The following is a 16,959-nucleotide window of genomic DNA, read 5'->3' on the forward strand; positions in this document are numbered from 1 at the left end:
GCGCCTACCTAGGTGTACGCGCGCCAGGTAAAAGTCACGGGTCTGGGCGTGGGGTGGGGCGGGGAAAAGCGGTGGGCCAGCCCAACAGGCGGGCGCCGAGCACTGCTGTTTCCAGGGTGAAGCGTTGTGTGGGTTCGTCCGGGGAGAAGCCTGTCAGGCGGCGGATGCGTTCCAGGCGGTACGTGATCGCCCGTGGGCTCACCCGCAGTCGCCGGGCCGCGGCTGTCTGGTTGCCCTGGGAGGCGAAGATCGCTTCCAACGTCTCCAGCAGCGGCTCGTGGCCGCCCCGTGCCTCCAGGAGCGGGTTGAGCACGCTGGTCACCAGGTCTTCGATGGCGCTTCTGTCGCGCAGCAGTACGGGGAAGACGAGGAGGTCGGCCGCCTTGACGACGTCCGGTTTGAGACCGAGGCTGTCGGCCAGCTCAAGGGACTGGGCCGCCTCCCGGTAGGAGGCCACCACTCCTCCGGGACCCCGGTGCGGCCGGCCCACGCCGACGCGCCAGCCGGTCGGGAAGCGGGCGCGTACGTGGTGGGTGAACTCGCCGACGGCGGCCGGCAGCATCGCCGGGGCGACGCACACGAGCAGCCCGTCGCGTACGGCCACGAGCACGTTGTGGGAGCCGAACCTGGCGATCAGCTCCCGTTCGATCCTGTCCTGGTCGCCGTCTCGCATGCCGCGGGCCACCGCCACCACGTACGACTCGGCCAGCCGCAGCCCGAAGTGCTCGGCCCGCTCCGCCAGCCGCTCGGCCCGGCCCTGGAGCAGGTCGTCCACGAACTCCCTGCGCGCGTCCTCCTCGGCACGCAGGGCCGCCTGCTGCGCCCGTTCGTACCCCTCCATGAGCGCCGCGACGGCCTTGCGGAGTGCGGGCAGTACGCCGGGCAGACCTTCGCCGGCGGCGAGTGCGGCGTCCACGAGGGCCCGCAACGGGACGCCCTCCTCGGCCGCTCTGGTGCCGGCGGCGCGGTAGGCGTCCATGACCTGCCTGCCGGGTAATCGGCCGGTCGCCGCGTGGTCTGCCAGCCGCTGCCGGTGCCCACCGAGCAGCTCCGCCACCCCACCCAACGACCCATCCGCCCGCAACTCCTTCGGCCGGTCCACGCCATACGAGCCCGCACCAGACGGGCCCACGCCGGACGGACCCACGCCAGACGAGTCCGCACCGGACGGGTCCACGCCAGACGGGCCCCCTCCGGATGGGCCCGCTCCGGATGGGTCCACGCCAGACAAGTCCGTGCCAGACGAGTCCACATCCATCGACCCGTCCGCCTGCGGCGCTCCAGGCAAGTCCGCCCCTACCGGTCCGTCGGCCCGAAAACCGCCAGGTCCCTCCGCCCGCAGGCCGGTGCGCGGCTCCGTGGGCAGACCCGCGGGCACGTCCGCCGGCAGGCCCTCACAAATGTCCACAGGCGCCGCCGGCCGCGGATCCGCAGGTCCGTCGACGGAGGCACCTGTCCGCCGACCGAAAGGCGGCTCGGCGTCCGGCCTCAGCTCGGAAGGCGAGCCGGCGGTCCGCCGACCGGGAAACGGGTCAGTATCCGGCCTCAGCCCGGGAAGCGAGCCGACGTCCGACCGTAGCGCAGCGGGCGAACCAGCCTCCGACTGCGGGCAAGCGGGCAGGTCGGCGTCCGACCGCGGACCAGCAGGCGGATCAGCGTCCTGCCCCCGTCCAACGGGCGAATCGGCGTCCGACCGCGGACCAGCGGGTGGGACGGCGCGCGAGGCGGCGGGTGGGTCGGCGTCCGGTACCCGTTCAGTGGGTGGGTCAGCGTCCGGGCGCTGGTCAGGGCGCAGCATCAGACTCCTACGTCACGCCTGTCGAAGGCGAGCACCGCGGTGAGTGCGAGCACCACCGTCGCCCCCGCCAGCACAAGGTAGTCCCCCACCGGCAGTCCCTCATAGAGGGGCCGCCCCGATGAGTAGTAGTGGAACGGTGAGACCCACTTCAGCCAGGCGATCCCCTCCACCGACCGCCCGATGGTGGTGACGGCGTACCCGGCCACCACCCACACCCCCACCACGGCCGAGGCGACGATCCGGCGGCCGGTGGCGGCACCGGCGGTCAGGGCCACGGTGCCGTAGAAGAGGGCGATCAGCAGGACGCCGGTGTGCCCGGCGAGGATCCGGCCGAACGGGACGCCGGCGGAGACGAGTGTGACCATCCCGGCGGCGACCAGCAGCGTCACGGCGGTCAGCACGAGCAGGCTCAGGACCAGCGCGGCGAACCTGGCGAGCACGAGCCGCCGCCGGTCCACCGGCAGGGTGACGATCAGCTCCAGCGTCCCCGTCTCCTCCGGCGTCGCCAGCGCCCGGTTGGCCAGGAGGGTCGCGCACGCGATGCACAGCATGGGGACGAACAGCTGGTAGACGACCGTCTGCAGGAAGCCGGCGCCGGAGGTCATGTCCTCCAGCCCGCCCATGAGGTCGCGCAGCGGGCCGGGGAACTTGGCCAGCATCGCGGGGCCGTACAGCTCGGGGCTCTGCTTGATGTTGCCGTAGACGGACAGGTACAGAACGATGAAGGCACTGACGCCGGCGGTCCACCAGGTGAGCACCCAGCGGACGTCACGCAGGCTGCGGGTGATCATGGTGCGCCTCCTCGTGGCTGTAGTAGGTCAGGAAGATCTCCTCCAGGTCCGGCTCCGCGCTGACCAGGTGCACCACGGTGAACCTGGCCGCGGCCTTGATCAGCGCGTCGGGCCGGCCGTCGATGGTGCAGCTCACGCCGGCGCCCTCGACGCGCAGGTCCCGTACGCCGGGCAGATCGTCGAAGGCGTCGCGCGGCACGGGCGACTCGAAGTGCAGCTCGACCCGGCGGACCGCCTTCTCGCGCAGGACCGCGACGTTCTCCACGGCCACCAGCCGGCCGGCGCGGACGATGCCGACCCGGTCGGAGACGTTCTCCACCTCGGCCAGCACGTGGGAGGACATGAGCACGGTCCGGCCGGAGGTGCGCACCTCGCGCACCAGCGCCAGGAACTCCTGCTGCACCAGCGGGTCGAGCCCGGCGGTCGGCTCGTCGAGGATGACGAACTCCGGTTCGTGCATGAACGCCTGGATCAGCCCGATCTTCTGCTTGTTGCCCTTGGACAGTTTGCGCATCGGCACCGACAGGTCGGCGTCGAAGCGTTCGGCCAGGGCCTCGATGCGGGCGGCCGGCACGCCGCCGCGGGCGCGGCCGAGGAAGCGCAGGTAGTCGATGGCCCGGTCGCGTTCCTCCAGCACCAGGTCTCCGGGCAGGTAACCCATCCTGGCGCGGGTCGCGGGCTCGCGCGGGTCGCCGCCGAGCACGCGTACGGTGCCTCTGGTGGGCCTGATCACGTCCAGCAGGAGCCGGATCGTGGTCGTCTTTCCCGCGCCGTTGGGGCCGAGGTAGCCGAAGACCTCGCCCGGCTGGATCTCGAGCGTGAGATCCTCCAGGCCCCGGCGTTTGCCGTAATACTTGGTCAGCCCTTCGGTCTGCACCACTGCTGTCATGGCCGAATCGTCGCGCCCCGCCGGGCGGCTCGTCACGGGGCGGGCCCGGCAGGTTTGCGCCCGGTTGGCTTCCGGAACCCGGCAAGGAGAGGGTGAGTCGCGTGGAGACCGCGTTCGTGCTCGGTGGCGGCGGCGTGCTCGGCGCGCACGAGGTCGGCATGCTGCGGGCGCTCGACGAGGCGGGCATCCGTCCCGACCTGGTGGTGGGCACGTCCGTCGGGGCGCTGAACGGCGCGGTCGTGGCCGCCGCGCCGGGCGAGGCGGTCGGCCTGCTGGCGGACCTGTGGAGCTCCGACATCGTCCGTACGGCCTTCGCCGGCTCATGGGTGGCCCGGCTGTCGACGCTGGCCAGGACCGGCACCCATCTGCACCCGATCGGCCCCCTGCGCGGGGTGCTGACCGAGACGCTGCGGGCTTCCCGGATCGAGGAGTTGCAGGTGCCGTTCCAGTGCGTGGCGGCCTCGGTCGAGCGCGCGGCGGCCCACTGGTTCACCGGCGGGCCGCTGGTGGAGGCGGTGCTGGCGTCGTGCGCGGTGCCGGGGCTGCTGCCGCCGGTCGTGATCGGCGGTGAGCACTTCTACGACGGCGGCCTGGTGCACAGCATCCCGATCGGGCGGGCCGTGCTGCTCGGGGCCAGGCGCGTCTTCGTGCTGCACGTCGGCAGGATCGAGCGGCCGCTGTCGCCGCCCAGGCGGTTCTGGGAGGTGGGCATGGTGGCGTTCGAGATCGCTCGCCGGCACCGGTTCGCCGAGGACCTGGCCACGCTGCCGCCGGGCGTCGAGGTGCACGTGCTGCCGGCCGGGCTGACCGAGCCGCTGTCGCCGCTGCGCTACCGCGACGTGTCGCAGATCTCGGCCTCGATCGAACGCGCCTACCAGGCGTCTTCCCGCTATCTGCGGAACGGGGGAGGATGGGAGTAGACCTCTGAGGGAGGCCGCGGTGCTTCCACCACGTATTCTGCGCAGGCTCGTGCTGGCTCCTCTGGTCATCGTGATGACCCTGTTCATGCTGGTGACGCTGCCGTTCTGGCTCGTTGTCACGGCCGCCGCCTCGTTGCGGCTGCCGCCGCCGCAGCGCAGGGGCCCGAGGTTCGTCTGGTTCGGGATCGTCTGGCTGACGCTGGAGTCGGCGGTGCTGATCGCCTGCCTGTGGTTGTGGGTGGCGGGCGGGGCGCGCAGGCAGGAGCGGCACTATGCGCTGATCGGGTGGTTCCTGGCGAAGGTGTACGCCGCCGCGGTGCGCATCTTCCGGCTGACCCTGGACATCGAGGAGCCCGAGCCGACGGCGGAGGAACGGGCGGCCCGGCTGACGCGGCCGGTCATCGTGCTGTCACGGCACGCGGGGCCCGGCGACTCCTTCCTGCTCATCCATCACCTGCTGGCGCGGTATCACCGGCGGCCCCGCATCGTCATGAAGGCCGCACTTCAGTACGATCCCTCGCTCGACGTCGTCATCAACCGGCTGCCGAACGCGTTCGTCCCCCGGAGCTCCGCCGAGCAGAGCCGGGTCGTCGAGGAGATCCGCCGCCTGGCCGGCACGATGGGCGACGAGGACGCTCTGGTGATCTTCCCTGAGGGCGGCAACTTCACCCCGCGCCGCCGCCGGCTGGCGATCAGGCGGCTGGAGGAGAAGGGCCTGGGCGCGCAGGCGGATCGGGCGCGCGGGATGGACCACCTGCTGCCGCCCCGCCCGAACGGCGCCATCGCGGCGATCGAGGCGCGCCCGGGTGCCGACGTCATCTTCGTCGCGCACACCGGCCTGGACGACCTGATCACCCTCGGGGACGTCTGGCGCAAACTCCCCCTTCGCGCACACATCACCGCGAAGTGGTGGCGGGTGCCCGCCGCCGAGGTGCCCGGGGAGCGCGAGGCCAGGATCGGCTGGCTCTACGACCACTGGGAGCAGATCGACGCCTGGATCGGCGCCCAGCGCCAGGCCAGAACCCCCGACCGGGCCGAACACGGCTGAGCGCGGTCAGCGGGGTTCGCCCATCTGGGCGCCCGGTGGCAGGAGCGGCAGGCCGGGTGGCGGGCCGTGCTGGATGAGGTGGAGCAGGGCGGCGGTGTCCAGGTGCTGCTCGACCAGGTCCCCGAGCGCGTCGAGCCGCTCCTCGCGCAGCGCGGCGAAGTCGGTGGCGGGATCCGGTGCGAAGTCCCGTCCCGCCCGCGCGGCCACGTCCGCCAGGAACGCGCGCCGGAAGCCGTCGTTCTCCAGGGCGCCGTGCCAGGTGGTGCCCCAGACGTTCCCCTGGCGGCAGCCGTCGAGGAACGGCTCGCCGCCCTCCACCGTGGCCACCCCGTGGTGGATCTCGTACGCCTGCACCCGCTCCCCGTACGCCTGCCCCTCGGGTCTGGCCAGCCGCTTGTGGCGCTCGAACGTGATCCGTACCGGCAGCAGGCCCAGCCCTTCGACCCGGCCCGCCCCTGACTCCACCTCGTCCACGATCTCCCTGCCGAGCATCTGGAAGCCGCCGCAGATGCCCAGCACGGGCCCGCTCCGCTCGCGCAGGGCGGCCGCCAGGCCGCGCTCGCGCAGCCAGGTCAGGTCGTCGACGGTGGCCCGGGAGCCGGGCAGCACGACGAGGTCGGCGTCGTCCAGTTCGGCCGGATCGCTCACGAAGCGCACCAGCACACCCGGCTCGGCGGCCAGCGCGTCCACGTCGGTGAAGTTCGAGATCCTGGGCAGCCGCACGACCGCGACCCGCAGGGTCTGCCTGCCGTACGGGGGCCGCGCGGCGACCTGGCGGCCGTCGAGAGCCAGGGAGTCCTCGACGTCCAGCCAGGGGCCTTCGAGCCAGGGCAGCACGCCGTACACCTCGCGCCCGGTCAGCCGCCCGATCATGTCGAGGCCAGGTCGCAGCAGTTCCTTCGCGCCCCTGAACTTGTTGACCACGAAACCGGAGACGAGGGCCTGGTCGGCGGCGTCCAGCAGGCCCACCGTGCCGTAGAACGCGGCGAACACCCCTCCCCTGTCGATGTCGCCGACCACGAGCACGGGCAGGTTCGCGGCCCTGGCCAGGCCCATGTTGGCGATGTCGGAGCGGCGCAGGTTGATCTCCGCCGGGCTGCCCGCGCCCTCGCACACCACCACGTCGTACTGCTCGCGCAGCCGTTTCAGAGCCTCCAGGGACGTGGTGCGCAGCAGGTCCTTCAGCGCGCCGTACTCCATGGCGTCCACGTCCGCCACCGGGCGGCCCATGAGCACGACCTGGCTGCGGCGGTCGCTGCCCGGCTTGAGCAGCACGGGGTTCATGTCGGCGACGGGCTCCAGGCCCGCCGCCCGCGCCTGGGCGGCCTGGGCGCGGCCGATCTCGGCGCCGTCGGCGGTGACGTACGAGTTGAGCGACATGTTCTGCGCCTTGAAGGGCGCGACGCGGACACCCTGACGCGCCAGCCAGCGGCAGATGCCGGCCGTCACCACGCTCTTGCCCGCGTCGGACGTGGTGCCCGCGACCAGCAGTGCCCCCTTGACCATGCGACCACCGTACCGAAGGCATGAGTGACGAAATTTCGCGGTAATCACCCATTTACGAACGCTGTGACTTCTGCCACTCTGACTAGAACATCGCCCTAGAACAGAATTCTAGATTTCCCTACTGGAAAGGGTGGGCATGGTCGGGACGTTCGGTTCTCCGCGTGCTGGCTTGATCGACGCGCACTCGCGCGCGCCATTCGGATGGGCGCCCCTCGTGGTGCTCTTCATCGTCGGACTAGTGGACCGGATCGAGCACAACCTCCTGTCCGGGGTGCTGCCGCTCATCCAGCGGGAATGGGGTTTCAGCGACACCGCGGCCGGCTCCATCCCGACCGCCGCCGCGCTGGCCGCGGCCGTCGTCTCCCTGCCCGCCGGCTATCTGGCCGACCGGTTCAGCCGTACGCGCATCATCGCGATCGTCGTCTTCTGCTGGGCGATCGCCACGCTCGGCTCGGGCCTGGCCACCGGATTCGCCCTGTTCTACCTGATGCGGGTGTTCCTGGCGGCGGCCGAGAACATCGACAATCCGGCCGCGGGCAGTCTGCTGGCCGACTACTACCCGCCCGCCAGCCGGGCCAAGGCGTACGGGCTGACCCGCGTCACCACCTACCTGGGCGGCGTCGGCACCCTGCTCGGCGGCGTGCTGGCCGGGAGCTTCGGCTGGCGTACCGCGTTCCTCATCATGGTCGTGCCCGGCGTGCTCACGGCGGTGCTCGTCTGGTTCCTGCGCGAGCCGCGCCGCGGCGAGCTCGACCGGCTGGTGGCCGGGGCCGAGTCACCGCCGGAGGACTCCCCGGCGGTCGAGGCGGCGGCCAAGCCGCCGTTCCGGGCCCAGCTCCGCCAGGTGGTGGCGATCCCGACGCTGATCTTCGTCTGCGTCGGCCTGGCCCTGCTCAGCCTGGGCCTGGCCGGCGTCTTCTTCTGGCTGCCCACGCTCATGGTGCGGACCTTCGGCGTCGACGTGGCCGCGGCCGGCTCGCTCAGCGGCCTCATCACCGTCGCGGGAACCCTCACCGGCACCTTGGTCGGCTCGTGGCTGGGCCGGAAATGGCACGGCACCCGCCAGGGCGGCCGGCTGCTCGCCGGTGGCGGCGGCATCACGGCGGGCTCCGTGGTCCTCGCCGTCGCGCTGTCCATGGACTCGATCGCCGCGCTCACGGTGCTGGTGCTGCTCGCCTGCTCGCTGATGTCGATCGCGATCCCCAACATGACCGCCTGCGTCGCGGACGTGGTGCCGGCCGGCGCCCGCGGCCTCGGCTTCGCGGTGCTGCAGCTGCTGCTCACGGCGGGCGCCGCGTTCGGCTCGCTGGTCGTCGGCATCGCCTCAGACCAGTTCGACTCGCTGCTGTCCGGGATGTACGTGCTGGTGGTGCCCATGGTCGTGGGCGGGCTGCTCACGCTCGGGGCCAGGGCGTCGTTCGAACGGGACGCGAACAAGGTCCTGGAGGACGCGCGCCGGTGACGTGCGAGGACGGTGCCGGTGGTGTGGGCCACCGGCACTCGTGCCCCGTCGTGAGCGGTCCCGCGGCTCTCGCGCCGAGGGCTCAGCCCTGCGGCGGCATGCGCCGCTCGCGCTCCTCCTGCGTCTCCTGGCCGGCCGGCTGACCCGGCTGCTGGTGGCCCTGCTGCTGACCGGGCTGGCCGCCGCCGTAACGCTGCTGCACGGCGTCGGCGCCCTTGCTGATCTGGTCGTCGTACTTGTGTCCGGTGCGTTCCTTCGCGAACTCCTCCGCGCGGTCCAGCACCCGGTCTGCCTGCTTGGAGTGCCCCCGGGCCAGGTTCTCGGCTTTCTTCAGCCACTCCGCTATGCGGCTCATGACCGTATCCCCCTCGTTCGTCCTGTCTTCCGGCCCCTACCCCGGCTGCCGGGGATGATGTGCCACCCGCCGACCCCGCGTGAGCAGCCACAACACCCACGCCTGCAGCAGGCCGACCCCCACGAGCAGCGCCAGGTACACCTCCGACGGAAGCACGCCGGCCACCGGGAGCAGCATGACGAGCAACGAGCTCGGGGCCGTGACGATGAAGAGGTAGATGCCCTCAAGCCCCTGGCTGTCCGCCGCCAGCCGGGTACTGATCTCGACGTAGGCGGCGACCAGCAGGACGAGCAGCGCGTACGCCCCCGCGATCGCCAGACCGCGCCGCCCCCGGTCGTAACGCGACACGTACTCTCTCAGCGAAGTCATTCCCCCAGCCTGTCAGGGGCGAGCCCGCGCCGGCCTGAGCATTCGCCCTCAGACCCGCTGAGTACGGCGGCTCATTCTTCGCGAGGGCGGCTTGAGTCTCCAGTGAGGGGAGACGCGAGAGTGGGGTCATGGACGGGGACACGCTCTACTCGATCGGCGACCTGGCCCGGCTCACCGGGCTCACGGTCAAGACCATCCGGTTCTACTCCGATCAGGGCATCGTGCCCCCCGCCGGCCGCAGCCCCGCCGGCTACCGCCGTTACGACCCGACCGCCCTGGCCCGTCTCGATCTCGTACGCACGCTGCGCGACCTCGGGCTCGACCTGGCCACCATCCGCGGCGTCCTGGACCGGGAGATCTCCCTGGCCGAGGTCGCGGCGGCGCACGCGGCGGCCCTGGAGACCCAGATCCGCACGCTGCGCCTGCGGCAGGCCGTGCTGACGGCGGTGGCCAGGCGCGGCTCCACCCCAGAGGAGATGGAACTGATGCACGAGCTCGCCAAACTGTCGGAGGCCGAGCGGCGCCGCCTGGTCGGCGACTTCCTCGCCGCCGCCTTCGGCGACCTGACCGGGGATCCGGCCTTCGCCGGCGTCATGACGTCGATGACGCCCGAGCTGCCGGACGATCCCGATCCTGAGCAGGTGGAGGCTTGGGTGGAGCTGGCGGAACTCTCCCGCGACCCGGACTTCCGCGCCTCCATCCGGCGCATCGCCGGACACATAGCCGATCACGTGGCCGAGCACACGGCCAATCACACGGCCGAGCGCATGAGCGATCACGTGGCCGGTCACACAGGCGATCACATGGGAGAGCGCATGGGCGAGCGTGGCCGGGGTGTGGCGCGGGTCGCCGTCGTGCGGCCGGATGCGGCGGCCATGGCTCGGGCTCTGGCCGCGCCCGCGCTCGCCGCCGGCGTCGGCCCGGCCTCCGCCGAGGCCGAGCCGTACGTGACGGCGCTGCTCACCGCGACCGGTCTCAGCGGCGCGACGCTGCTGGACCGGCTGGAGGCGGCCGGCGATCCGCGCAGGGAGCGGTACGCCGAACTGCTGGCCGTGATCAACGGCTGGCCGCCGCCGGAGAGCCTGGCCCCGGCCCTCACCTGGTTCATCACCGCGCTACGCACCCACCTGCCCGGCCGGACCCACGCCGCCCACCCGAGCGGATGAACCATCCGCCCCGAACGCTGTACGCCGGCGGGTCACCCGCCGCCCCGATCCAGCCCGGCCGTGCGGACCGGCCGCCCGCGCGGTCAGCCGCCGGTGCTGAAGCCCGTTCGCCAGGTGGGGTGGACGGGGTGCCAGCCGCGTGAGCGGGCCAAGGTGTTGTCGGCGCCGCGCTGCCAGCCCAGCCGCCCTCCCGCCGGAGCCGGTGTGGGAGCGGGAGCCCCCACGGCGGCGGCGAGGGCCGGCAGCCACTCGCGGGCGGGCGCGGGTTCGTCGTCCACGATGTTGACCGGTCCCGACGGCCAGTCCAGCGCGGCGACGGCGGCCAGGGCCGCGTCCTCGACGTGCACGAAGGACGACACCGCGTCGTTCGCGGCCAGGTCGCCGAGCATCCGCGCGGCGGGGTCGCCGGTGTCCCCGTGCAGCACGTCGGCGACCAGTCCGCCGCGCCGGTACCAGGTGCCGGGGCCGTAGAAGAGGCCGTACCGCAGGATGACATGCCGGTCGAGGCCGGTGACGGCGTCTTCGAGCGCGCGGACCGCGGCGACCATGCCGGCCCTGGGTTCCGGCGCCCGCTCGTCCAAGGGGGTGCCCTCGGTGGCGGGAGCGTCGCCGGGCTCGTACACCCAGGAGATGGACTGCGCCACGATCGTCCCCACGGAGGCGTGCCGGGCGGCGTCCACCAGGTTGCGGGTGCCGATCCTGCGGATGCGGCCGTTGTCGGCCGGGTTGCCGTCGCTCAGCGCGGTGAGCTGGTGGATGATCGCGTCGGGCGCGGCGGCGGCCACCGTCCCCCTGACGGCCTCGGCGTCGAAGACGTCGAGGCGCACGCCGGCCGCTCCCTGGCTCTCCAGCAGCGCGAGCCCCGCCTCCGTCCGGCTGGTCGCGGTGACCTCGTGGCCGGCCTTCACCAGCGCCGGGACGAGGTGGCGGCCGACGGCGCCGGTGCCGCCCGCGACGAAGATGCGCATGTCCGTTCCCCTGCCTGTCCGATCTCTGTCCTGCCGTCGCCGAGGCGCCGGCGACGGTGTTCGCCGCCCGGTCCTGAGCGGCGCCTACCATACGCCCATGCCCACACACGGATTCACGATCATCGCCGAAGGTCCCTTCGACTTCGCCGAGACCCTGCGCTTCGTGGAGGACTGGCCGGCCACGACCGCGCTGCCCTCCGACGGCCGGGCGCTGCGTTTCGCCTACTGCGCGGAGTCGGACTGGCGGCCGGTCGGGGTACGCGTGACGGCGGCGCCCGGCGGGGTGTCGGTGGCGACGACGCGGGCGGCGGGGCCGGGCATCAGGGGCGAGGTGGCGCGGATCCTCTCGCTCGACGTGGACGGCGCCGGATTCGCCGAACTGAGCGAGGCCGACCCGGTGCTCGGCGACCTCCAGCGGCTGCGGCCGGGGTTGCGGCCGGTGTGCTTCTGGAGCCCGTGGGAGGCGGCGTGCTGGGCGGTGATCGTGCAGCGCTCGTCGATGCTGGTCGCGGCCCGGATCAAGCAGCGCATCGCGGAGCGGTACGGCGCGCGGGTCGAGGTGGACGGGCAGCCGTACACGGCCTTCCCGCCGCCGGTCTCGCTGCTGGACGCGGGTGGTCTCGGGCTGCCCGCGCAGAAGGAGGAGTGGGTACGCGGGCTGGCCAGGGCGGCGCTCGACGGGCTGCTCACCACGGAGCACCTGCGCTCGCTCGCCCCTGAGGAGGCGCTGGCCGAGCTGCGCGGGCTGCCCGGGGTGGGGCCGTTCTCGGCGGGGCTGATCCTGATCAGGGGCGCGGGGGCGCCGGACGCGTTCCCCGGCGACGAGCCGCGGCTGTTCGCCATTCTGCGCGAGGCGTACGGGCTGGCGCAGGACGCCCCGCCGTCGGCGTACCGGAGGCTGGCGGACTCGTGGCGGCCCTACCGCTCGTGGGCGTCGTTTCTGTTCCGGGCGACCGCGTACGGCGTCATGAACGACGACGAACCGCGCGACCGGCTCCCTGGCGACGGATCCTGACCCACCACCGGCTGCCGGATCCGGCCGGGTCTAGCCGGTGCGGCCCGCGGGCCTGCGGTGCACGCCCACCAGGTGACCGTTGTGCCGGATCTGGGCCTCGTCGTAGGGGCACATCGGACGGGTCACGTACGTCTCCGCGATGCTGTCGGCCTCTCCCCTGCCGACGCCCCAGCCGATCGTGTGCCAGCGGGGCCGGCCGTCCTCGCTCGTGGTGTCCAGGACGGCGATCTCGAACAGCGCGGCGGCGGCGGGAGGTGTGCAGCGGACGTGCGCGGGCTGGTGGCCCGCGGCGGTGCGCTCATGCCGGTCGCCGGATCCCCGCTGGTCCATGTGGATCTCCTTTCGATGTCGCACATTCCCGGTCCGGAGATGCATTCCCGATCTCCGGCGGGTCAGTCATCCCGCAGGCGGCGGCCCTCGCGAACGTCATGGACGGGCATGCGTTACGCCAGCACCCGCCGTTCCGCCCGCCCCGGCGCCGGGTCCGGGGCTAAGAACAGGGCCGTGGGATCGAACGAGACTCAGCCGCCGTGGCGGCACGGGGCGGCCGGGCGGGCGTGGCTGGTTCTGGTGGCGGTGGGGTACGCGGCCGTCCAGCTGGTCGCGGTCGCTCCCGGGATGGGGCTGGGCTGGGACGAGGTCGTCTATGTCAGCCAGGTCGACCCCCGGGTGCCGGCGACGGAGTTCATCGCGCCGCGCGCCAGGGGGATCACGCTGCTGGTCGCTCCCGTGGCGCTGGTCACCTCGTCCACCGAGGCGCTGCGGGTCTATCTATGCCTGCTGTCCGCCCTGGGGCTGTACGCGTCGTTCGGCGTCTGGCTGCGCGTGCGTCCCGGCCCCGTGGTGCCCGTCGCCGCGCTGCTGTTCGCGTCCACGTGGCTCGCGCTGTTCTACGGGAACGAGGCCATGCCGAACCTGTGGGTGGCCTTCGGCGCGGTGGCCGCCACGGGGTTCTTCCTGCGCTGCGTACGTCCGGAGGCGGGGCGTGGCCCGGCGGCCGGGCTGGCGGTGAGCGTGGCGGCCGTGGCGCTGCTGCGTCCGCCGGACAGCGTCTGGCTCGTGCTGCCGCTCGCGCTCGCGCTGGCCAGGCCCGGGTGGAGGTGCCGGCGGGCCGGGATCGCCCTCGTGGCCGGGCTGGTGGTGGGCTGGGCGGACTGGATCGTCGAGGCGTACGTGCGCTTCGGCGGCCCGGCGGCGCGCTGGCACGCGGCCGGTGCGGCGAACGAGACCGGCCTGCACGTTTCGCTCCTCGATCACGTCAGGGCGCTCGACGGGCCGCTGCTGTGCCGCCCTCCCGCGGACTGCGGGCCGGTCGTGACGGCGTGGCTGCTCTGGCTGATCGCGGTCCCCGCCCTCGCCCTGCTCGGCCTGTACGCCGCCCGCCGCCACGACCGAGCACCCACGACCCGGCACCGCGCTCACCCGGTCACGGTCCTGCACCCCGGCGGCCCGCGCGTGCCCGGCGGTGTGCCCGGCCTGGCTGGATGTGTGCTGGCCGCCGTCTGCGGGCTGGCCATGGCCGTGCCGTACGCCTTTCTCGTCGGGTACGCGGCTCCCCGGTTCCTGCTGCCCGCGTACGCGCTGCTGGCTCTGCCCGTGGCGCACGCCGTGTGGTCGCCTGGCCGGCGTCCCGTCCTGGCGGGGCTCGTGGCCGCCGGTGTGGTGGCCCAGGTCGTTCTTCAGGGGATCACGCTGGACAAGGTCGTCACGGGCGGGCTGGCCAGGCGCGGGGCCGACGGCCGGGTGGCGCGAGCGCTGCTGGCCATGGACGTCCGGCCGCCCTGCCTGGTGTACGGCGAGCGCGCCGTGATGATCGCCTACCGGATGGGCTGCCACGGGTACCCGGTGCTGAGCTGGCCGGCGGAGCCGCCTTCCCAGGTGCGCGGGGCGCCGGCTGCGGGCACGCGGGTGGTGGCCGTGGACCGGGGAGGTCAGACGCCCGCGCCGTTCCTGCGGCCCTGGGAGGCGGCCGGGATGCCGCGCCGCTGGCACGCCTACGAACTACGCTGACCACCCACCAGTCACGCTGATCCGAAACCGGTCAGTCCTCTGAGATCGGAATCCGGAGGACGAAGCGGGCGCCGACGTCGGAGTCCTCCAGGGTCAGCGTGCCGAGGTGGACCGAGGCGATCTCGCGGGCGATGGCCAGGCCGAGCCCGGTGCCGCCGGCGTCGCGGCTGCGTGAGGCGTCGAGGCGGGTGAAGCGCTGGAAGACGATCTCGCGCTGGTCGGGAGCGATGCCGGCGCCGTCGTCGACCACCTCGATCACGGCGTCGTCGCCGTCCTGCCGAGCGCTCACGAAGATCTTCGACTCGGCGTGCCGTTCGGCGTTGTCCAGCAGGTTCGTCAGCAGGCGGGCCAGCTGGAGCCGGTCGCCCATGACGCGCAGGCCGGGCTGCAGCGTGGTGATGATCTGCTTGCGGCGCGGCCTGGCGGTCTCGGCGGCGATCAGCTCGCTGAGGTCGAGCGGCTCGCGGTTGTCGGCGGCGCCGGCGTCCAGCTTGGTCAGCGTGAGCAGGTCGGTCACGATGGCCTGGAGCCGGTCCAGGCTGGCCAGCACCTCGGCGCCGGTCTCCCGCCAGTCGGTGTCCTCGGGATGGAGCAGGGCGTCCTCGATCTGGGTGCGCATCGCCGTGATCGGGCTGCGCAGGTCGTGGGAGGCGTCGGCGGCGAACCTGCGCTGCCGTTCCATCAGCAGTCGCTGCTGCTCCAGCGCCTCCTCCAGCCGCCCCAGCATCTCGTTCGCGGTCTCCGACAGGGCCCTGATCTCGTCGTCGGTCTCCGGCACCGGCACCCGCATGCCGCCGCCGCCCGCGCTGATCAGGGAGAGCTTCCTGGTGATGTCGCCGACGGGCGCGAGCGTCCGGTCCACGACGCGCGACACCCCGAACCAGGTCAGCGCGACCAGCGCCACCGCCAGGCCGATCAGGAACATGAGCACCTGCGGGCTGACGTACCAGGGGACGGCCGGGCCGAAGCCGTAGATCGTCCACTCGCCGTCCGGCTGGTACGCGATCAGCACCACCGCGATCTCGCACTTGCCGTCGAAGGCGGGCAGGTCGCACAGCCTGGTGTAGTCGTTGGTCTGGCGCAGGTGGGGGATCTCCGCCGTCACCCTGGGCTGGCCGGCCAGATTGGGGGTCCAGGCGACCGGCTCCCCGCGCGGGTTGATCACCTGGAGACCGTCGAGCCCGACCGGGTCCAGCACCTGGGGCAGCCTGCCGCGTTTGATCATGAGCAGCACCGTGATGGTCTTGCCCCTGATGTCGTGCGCCCTGGCGTCCGAGGCCTCGTTGCGGATGCCGTACAGGACGGACGCGCTGACGATGATGTACAGCAGCAGCATCGCGATGCCGGCGAACATCGCCAGCCGTGTCCGCAGCGAGCGGCCCAACCGTGTGCTCACGCAGTCTCCCCCGAGGATCAGCAGAACACAGTCGTTCCCTTCGCCGCCAACCTCGGGAGATTCCCCGACAAATCCGTTTTAGGGCCCGTAATGGTGCATAACCGCCGCATGGTCGCGCCTCAGCGGCTCAGCGGCTCAGCGGCTCAGCGAAGCGACCCGGCAACGCGGCTCAGGGAGACGGCTCAGCGGCGCGGCTCAGTCCACGGGCGCGGGGCCGACCGACTGGCCCGGCTCCAGCGCGCACGGGATCAGAACGTGCGGCGGCGCGTCCTGGACGCCTTCGAGCTGGTCGATCAGGGCGTCGGCGGCCAGCCGCCCCAGCTGCGGGGCCGGCGCCGCCATGACGGTCAGGGCCGGCTCGATCATCTCGCCCAGCTCTCGCGTGGTGGCCGCCGAGATGATGGACAGGTCCTCAGGAACGCGCCGCCCGAGCGCCCGAGAGCCCTTGACCAGCCCCGCCGAGGCGCCCTCGTTGACCAGGATCACGGCGGTCGAGCCGGGGAAGTCCGCGCCGAGCACGCTCGCGGCCTCGCGGCCGCCGGCCGAGGTGCCCTCCACCGCGACGATGGCGGGCGGGGCCCCGAGGGGCGCGATGGCGTCGAGGTAGGCGGACTCGACCCGCATGATCCGGCCCGGCTCGTGGCCGGCCTGAGCCTTCGTGCGCTGCGTGACCAGCGCGATGCGTTCGTGGCCGAAGGAGCGCAGGTGCGCGACCGCCAGCTCGATCGTGGCGGCGAAGTCGATGTCGACGTACGGCAGATCGTCCTTCTCGGTCCGGCCGATCAGCGCGAACGGCACGCCCGACGCGAGCAGCCGCTCGACCCGCGGGTCGCTGATCCGCACCTCCATGAGCAGCACGCCGTCCACGAGCCCGCCGGCCAGCAGGTGGGACATCTGCTCGTCGTCGTTGACCGGCCACAGCACCAGGTCGTAGCCGCGCTCGCGCGCCCCGTGAGCGGCCCCCATGACGAACTGGATCACCGTGGCGTTGGGCCGGGACTCCAGGTCGGGGTGGAGCAGGGCGAGGATGCGCGTGCGCGAGCTGGCCAGGGCGCGGGCGACGACGTTGCGCCGGTAGTTGAGCTCCTGGATGGCCGCCTCGATGCGGGCGCGGGTCTCCGGGGCGACCCGCTTGCTGCCGTTGATGACGAACGAGACCGTGGCGATCGAGACGTTGGCCCGCTCGGCGACGTCGCGCATCGTGACCATCGAGGCCGCCTCCCCATCAGGCGCGGGTGTGCGAAGCACTGGCGACTATATCGCCCC

General features: G+C 72.8%; 16 protein-coding genes. 6 read left to right on the forward strand and 10 right to left on the reverse strand.

Going from position 1 to position 16,959, the window contains the following annotated elements; genetic code table 11:
• Window positions 1–34: 34 nt before the first annotated feature.
• From B0I32_RS13475 to B0I32_RS13485, 3 genes are all read right to left on the reverse strand, one after another.
• The gene (locus tag B0I32_RS13475) at window positions 35–1,102 is read right to left on the reverse strand and encodes a PucR family transcriptional regulator (RefSeq protein WP_245955807.1); all 1,068 of its coding nucleotides are present in this window, start codon (window positions 1,100–1,102) and stop codon (window positions 35–37) included.
• A 695-nt stretch (window positions 1,103–1,797) separates the two neighbouring features.
• Window positions 1,798–2,589 (reverse strand): ABC transporter permease subunit, encoded by a 792-nt coding sequence (locus B0I32_RS13480; RefSeq protein ID WP_106238570.1) that lies wholly within the window; start codon window positions 2,587–2,589, stop codon window positions 1,798–1,800.
• Complete coding sequence (locus tag B0I32_RS13485) at window positions 2,567–3,478, reverse strand: ABC transporter ATP-binding protein (protein ID WP_106238571.1); 912 nt, start codon at window positions 3,476–3,478, stop codon at window positions 2,567–2,569. The genes B0I32_RS13480 and B0I32_RS13485 overlap by 23 nt, the downstream gene beginning before the upstream one ends.
• A 92-nt stretch (window positions 3,479–3,570) precedes the next feature.
• On the opposite strand from B0I32_RS13485, the gene B0I32_RS13490 reads away from it, so the two are divergent.
• Together B0I32_RS13490 and B0I32_RS13495 are read left to right on the forward strand one after the other, a co-directional pair.
• Window positions 3,571–4,398, forward strand: a complete 828-nt coding sequence (locus B0I32_RS13490) for a patatin-like phospholipase family protein (protein WP_245955808.1) — start codon at window positions 3,571–3,573, stop codon at window positions 4,396–4,398.
• Between the two features lie 19 nt (window positions 4,399–4,417).
• Window positions 4,418–5,446 (forward strand): 1-acyl-sn-glycerol-3-phosphate acyltransferase, encoded by a 1,029-nt coding sequence (locus tag B0I32_RS13495; protein WP_106238576.1) that lies wholly within the window; start codon window positions 4,418–4,420, stop codon window positions 5,444–5,446.
• Between the two features lie 6 nt (window positions 5,447–5,452).
• Here the strand turns inward: B0I32_RS13495 and B0I32_RS13500 are convergent, their stop codons facing one another.
• Complete coding sequence (locus tag B0I32_RS13500) at window positions 5,453–6,952, reverse strand: cobyric acid synthase (RefSeq protein ID WP_106238578.1); 1,500 nt, start codon at window positions 6,950–6,952, stop codon at window positions 5,453–5,455.
• A 136-nt stretch (window positions 6,953–7,088) separates the two neighbouring features.
• Between B0I32_RS13500 and B0I32_RS13505 the strand changes: the two genes are divergently transcribed.
• Window positions 7,089–8,414 (forward strand): MFS transporter, encoded by a 1,326-nt coding sequence (locus tag B0I32_RS13505; protein WP_106238580.1) that lies wholly within the window; start codon window positions 7,089–7,091, stop codon window positions 8,412–8,414.
• Between the two features lie 82 nt (window positions 8,415–8,496).
• On the opposite strand, the gene B0I32_RS13510 is transcribed toward B0I32_RS13505, so the two are convergent.
• Window positions 8,497–8,769, reverse strand: coding sequence for an antitoxin (locus B0I32_RS13510; RefSeq protein ID WP_106238582.1), 273 nt, complete (start codon window positions 8,767–8,769; stop codon window positions 8,497–8,499).
• 36 nt (window positions 8,770–8,805) lie between these two features.
• On the reverse strand, window positions 8,806–9,138 hold the full coding sequence (locus B0I32_RS59805) for an SCO4225 family membrane protein (RefSeq protein WP_245955810.1): 333 nt from the start codon (window positions 9,136–9,138) through the stop codon (window positions 8,806–8,808).
• A 128-nt stretch (window positions 9,139–9,266) separates the two neighbouring features.
• Between B0I32_RS59805 and B0I32_RS13520 the strand changes: the two genes are divergently transcribed.
• On the forward strand, window positions 9,267–10,304 hold the full coding sequence (locus tag B0I32_RS13520) for a MerR family transcriptional regulator (protein WP_106238586.1): 1,038 nt from the start codon (window positions 9,267–9,269) through the stop codon (window positions 10,302–10,304).
• 83 nt (window positions 10,305–10,387) lie between these two features.
• Here the strand turns inward: B0I32_RS13520 and B0I32_RS13525 are convergent, their stop codons facing one another.
• On the reverse strand, window positions 10,388–11,272 hold the full coding sequence (locus B0I32_RS13525; RefSeq protein WP_106238589.1) for an NAD-dependent epimerase/dehydratase family protein: 885 nt from the start codon (window positions 11,270–11,272) through the stop codon (window positions 10,388–10,390).
• Window positions 11,273–11,369: 97 nt separating this feature from the next.
• Here B0I32_RS13525 and B0I32_RS13530 point away from each other — a divergent pair, with 97 nt between their 5' ends.
• Window positions 11,370–12,287: a DNA-3-methyladenine glycosylase family protein gene (locus B0I32_RS13530; protein WP_106238590.1), complete on the forward strand. Its 918-nt coding sequence runs from the start codon at window positions 11,370–11,372 to the stop codon at window positions 12,285–12,287.
• 30 nt (window positions 12,288–12,317) lie between these two features.
• Here B0I32_RS13530 and B0I32_RS13535 read toward each other — a convergent pair whose 3' ends face one another.
• A complete protein-coding gene (locus B0I32_RS13535; RefSeq protein WP_106238593.1) occupies window positions 12,318–12,617 on the reverse strand; it encodes a hypothetical protein in 300 nt (99 codons plus the stop codon).
• A 174-nt stretch (window positions 12,618–12,791) separates the two neighbouring features.
• Between B0I32_RS13535 and B0I32_RS13540 the strand changes: the two genes are divergently transcribed.
• Window positions 12,792–14,297, forward strand: a complete 1,506-nt coding sequence (locus tag B0I32_RS13540; RefSeq protein ID WP_146178146.1) for a hypothetical protein — start codon at window positions 12,792–12,794, stop codon at window positions 14,295–14,297.
• A gap of 31 nt (window positions 14,298–14,328) precedes the next feature.
• Here B0I32_RS13540 and B0I32_RS13545 read toward each other — a convergent pair whose 3' ends face one another.
• Together B0I32_RS13545 and B0I32_RS13550 are read right to left on the reverse strand one after the other, a co-directional pair.
• Window positions 14,329–15,693 (reverse strand): sensor histidine kinase, encoded by a 1,365-nt coding sequence (locus tag B0I32_RS13545; protein WP_146178147.1) that lies wholly within the window; start codon window positions 15,691–15,693, stop codon window positions 14,329–14,331.
• Between the two features lie 195 nt (window positions 15,694–15,888).
• Window positions 15,889–16,902: a LacI family DNA-binding transcriptional regulator gene (locus tag B0I32_RS13550; RefSeq protein WP_106238601.1), complete on the reverse strand. Its 1,014-nt coding sequence runs from the start codon at window positions 16,900–16,902 to the stop codon at window positions 15,889–15,891.
• Window positions 16,903–16,959: the final 57 nt, after the last annotated feature.

It is taken from the genome of Nonomuraea fuscirosea, from assembly GCF_003001935.1.
GTDB classification, from domain to species: domain Bacteria; phylum Actinomycetota; class Actinomycetes; order Streptosporangiales; family Streptosporangiaceae; genus Nonomuraea; species Nonomuraea fuscirosea.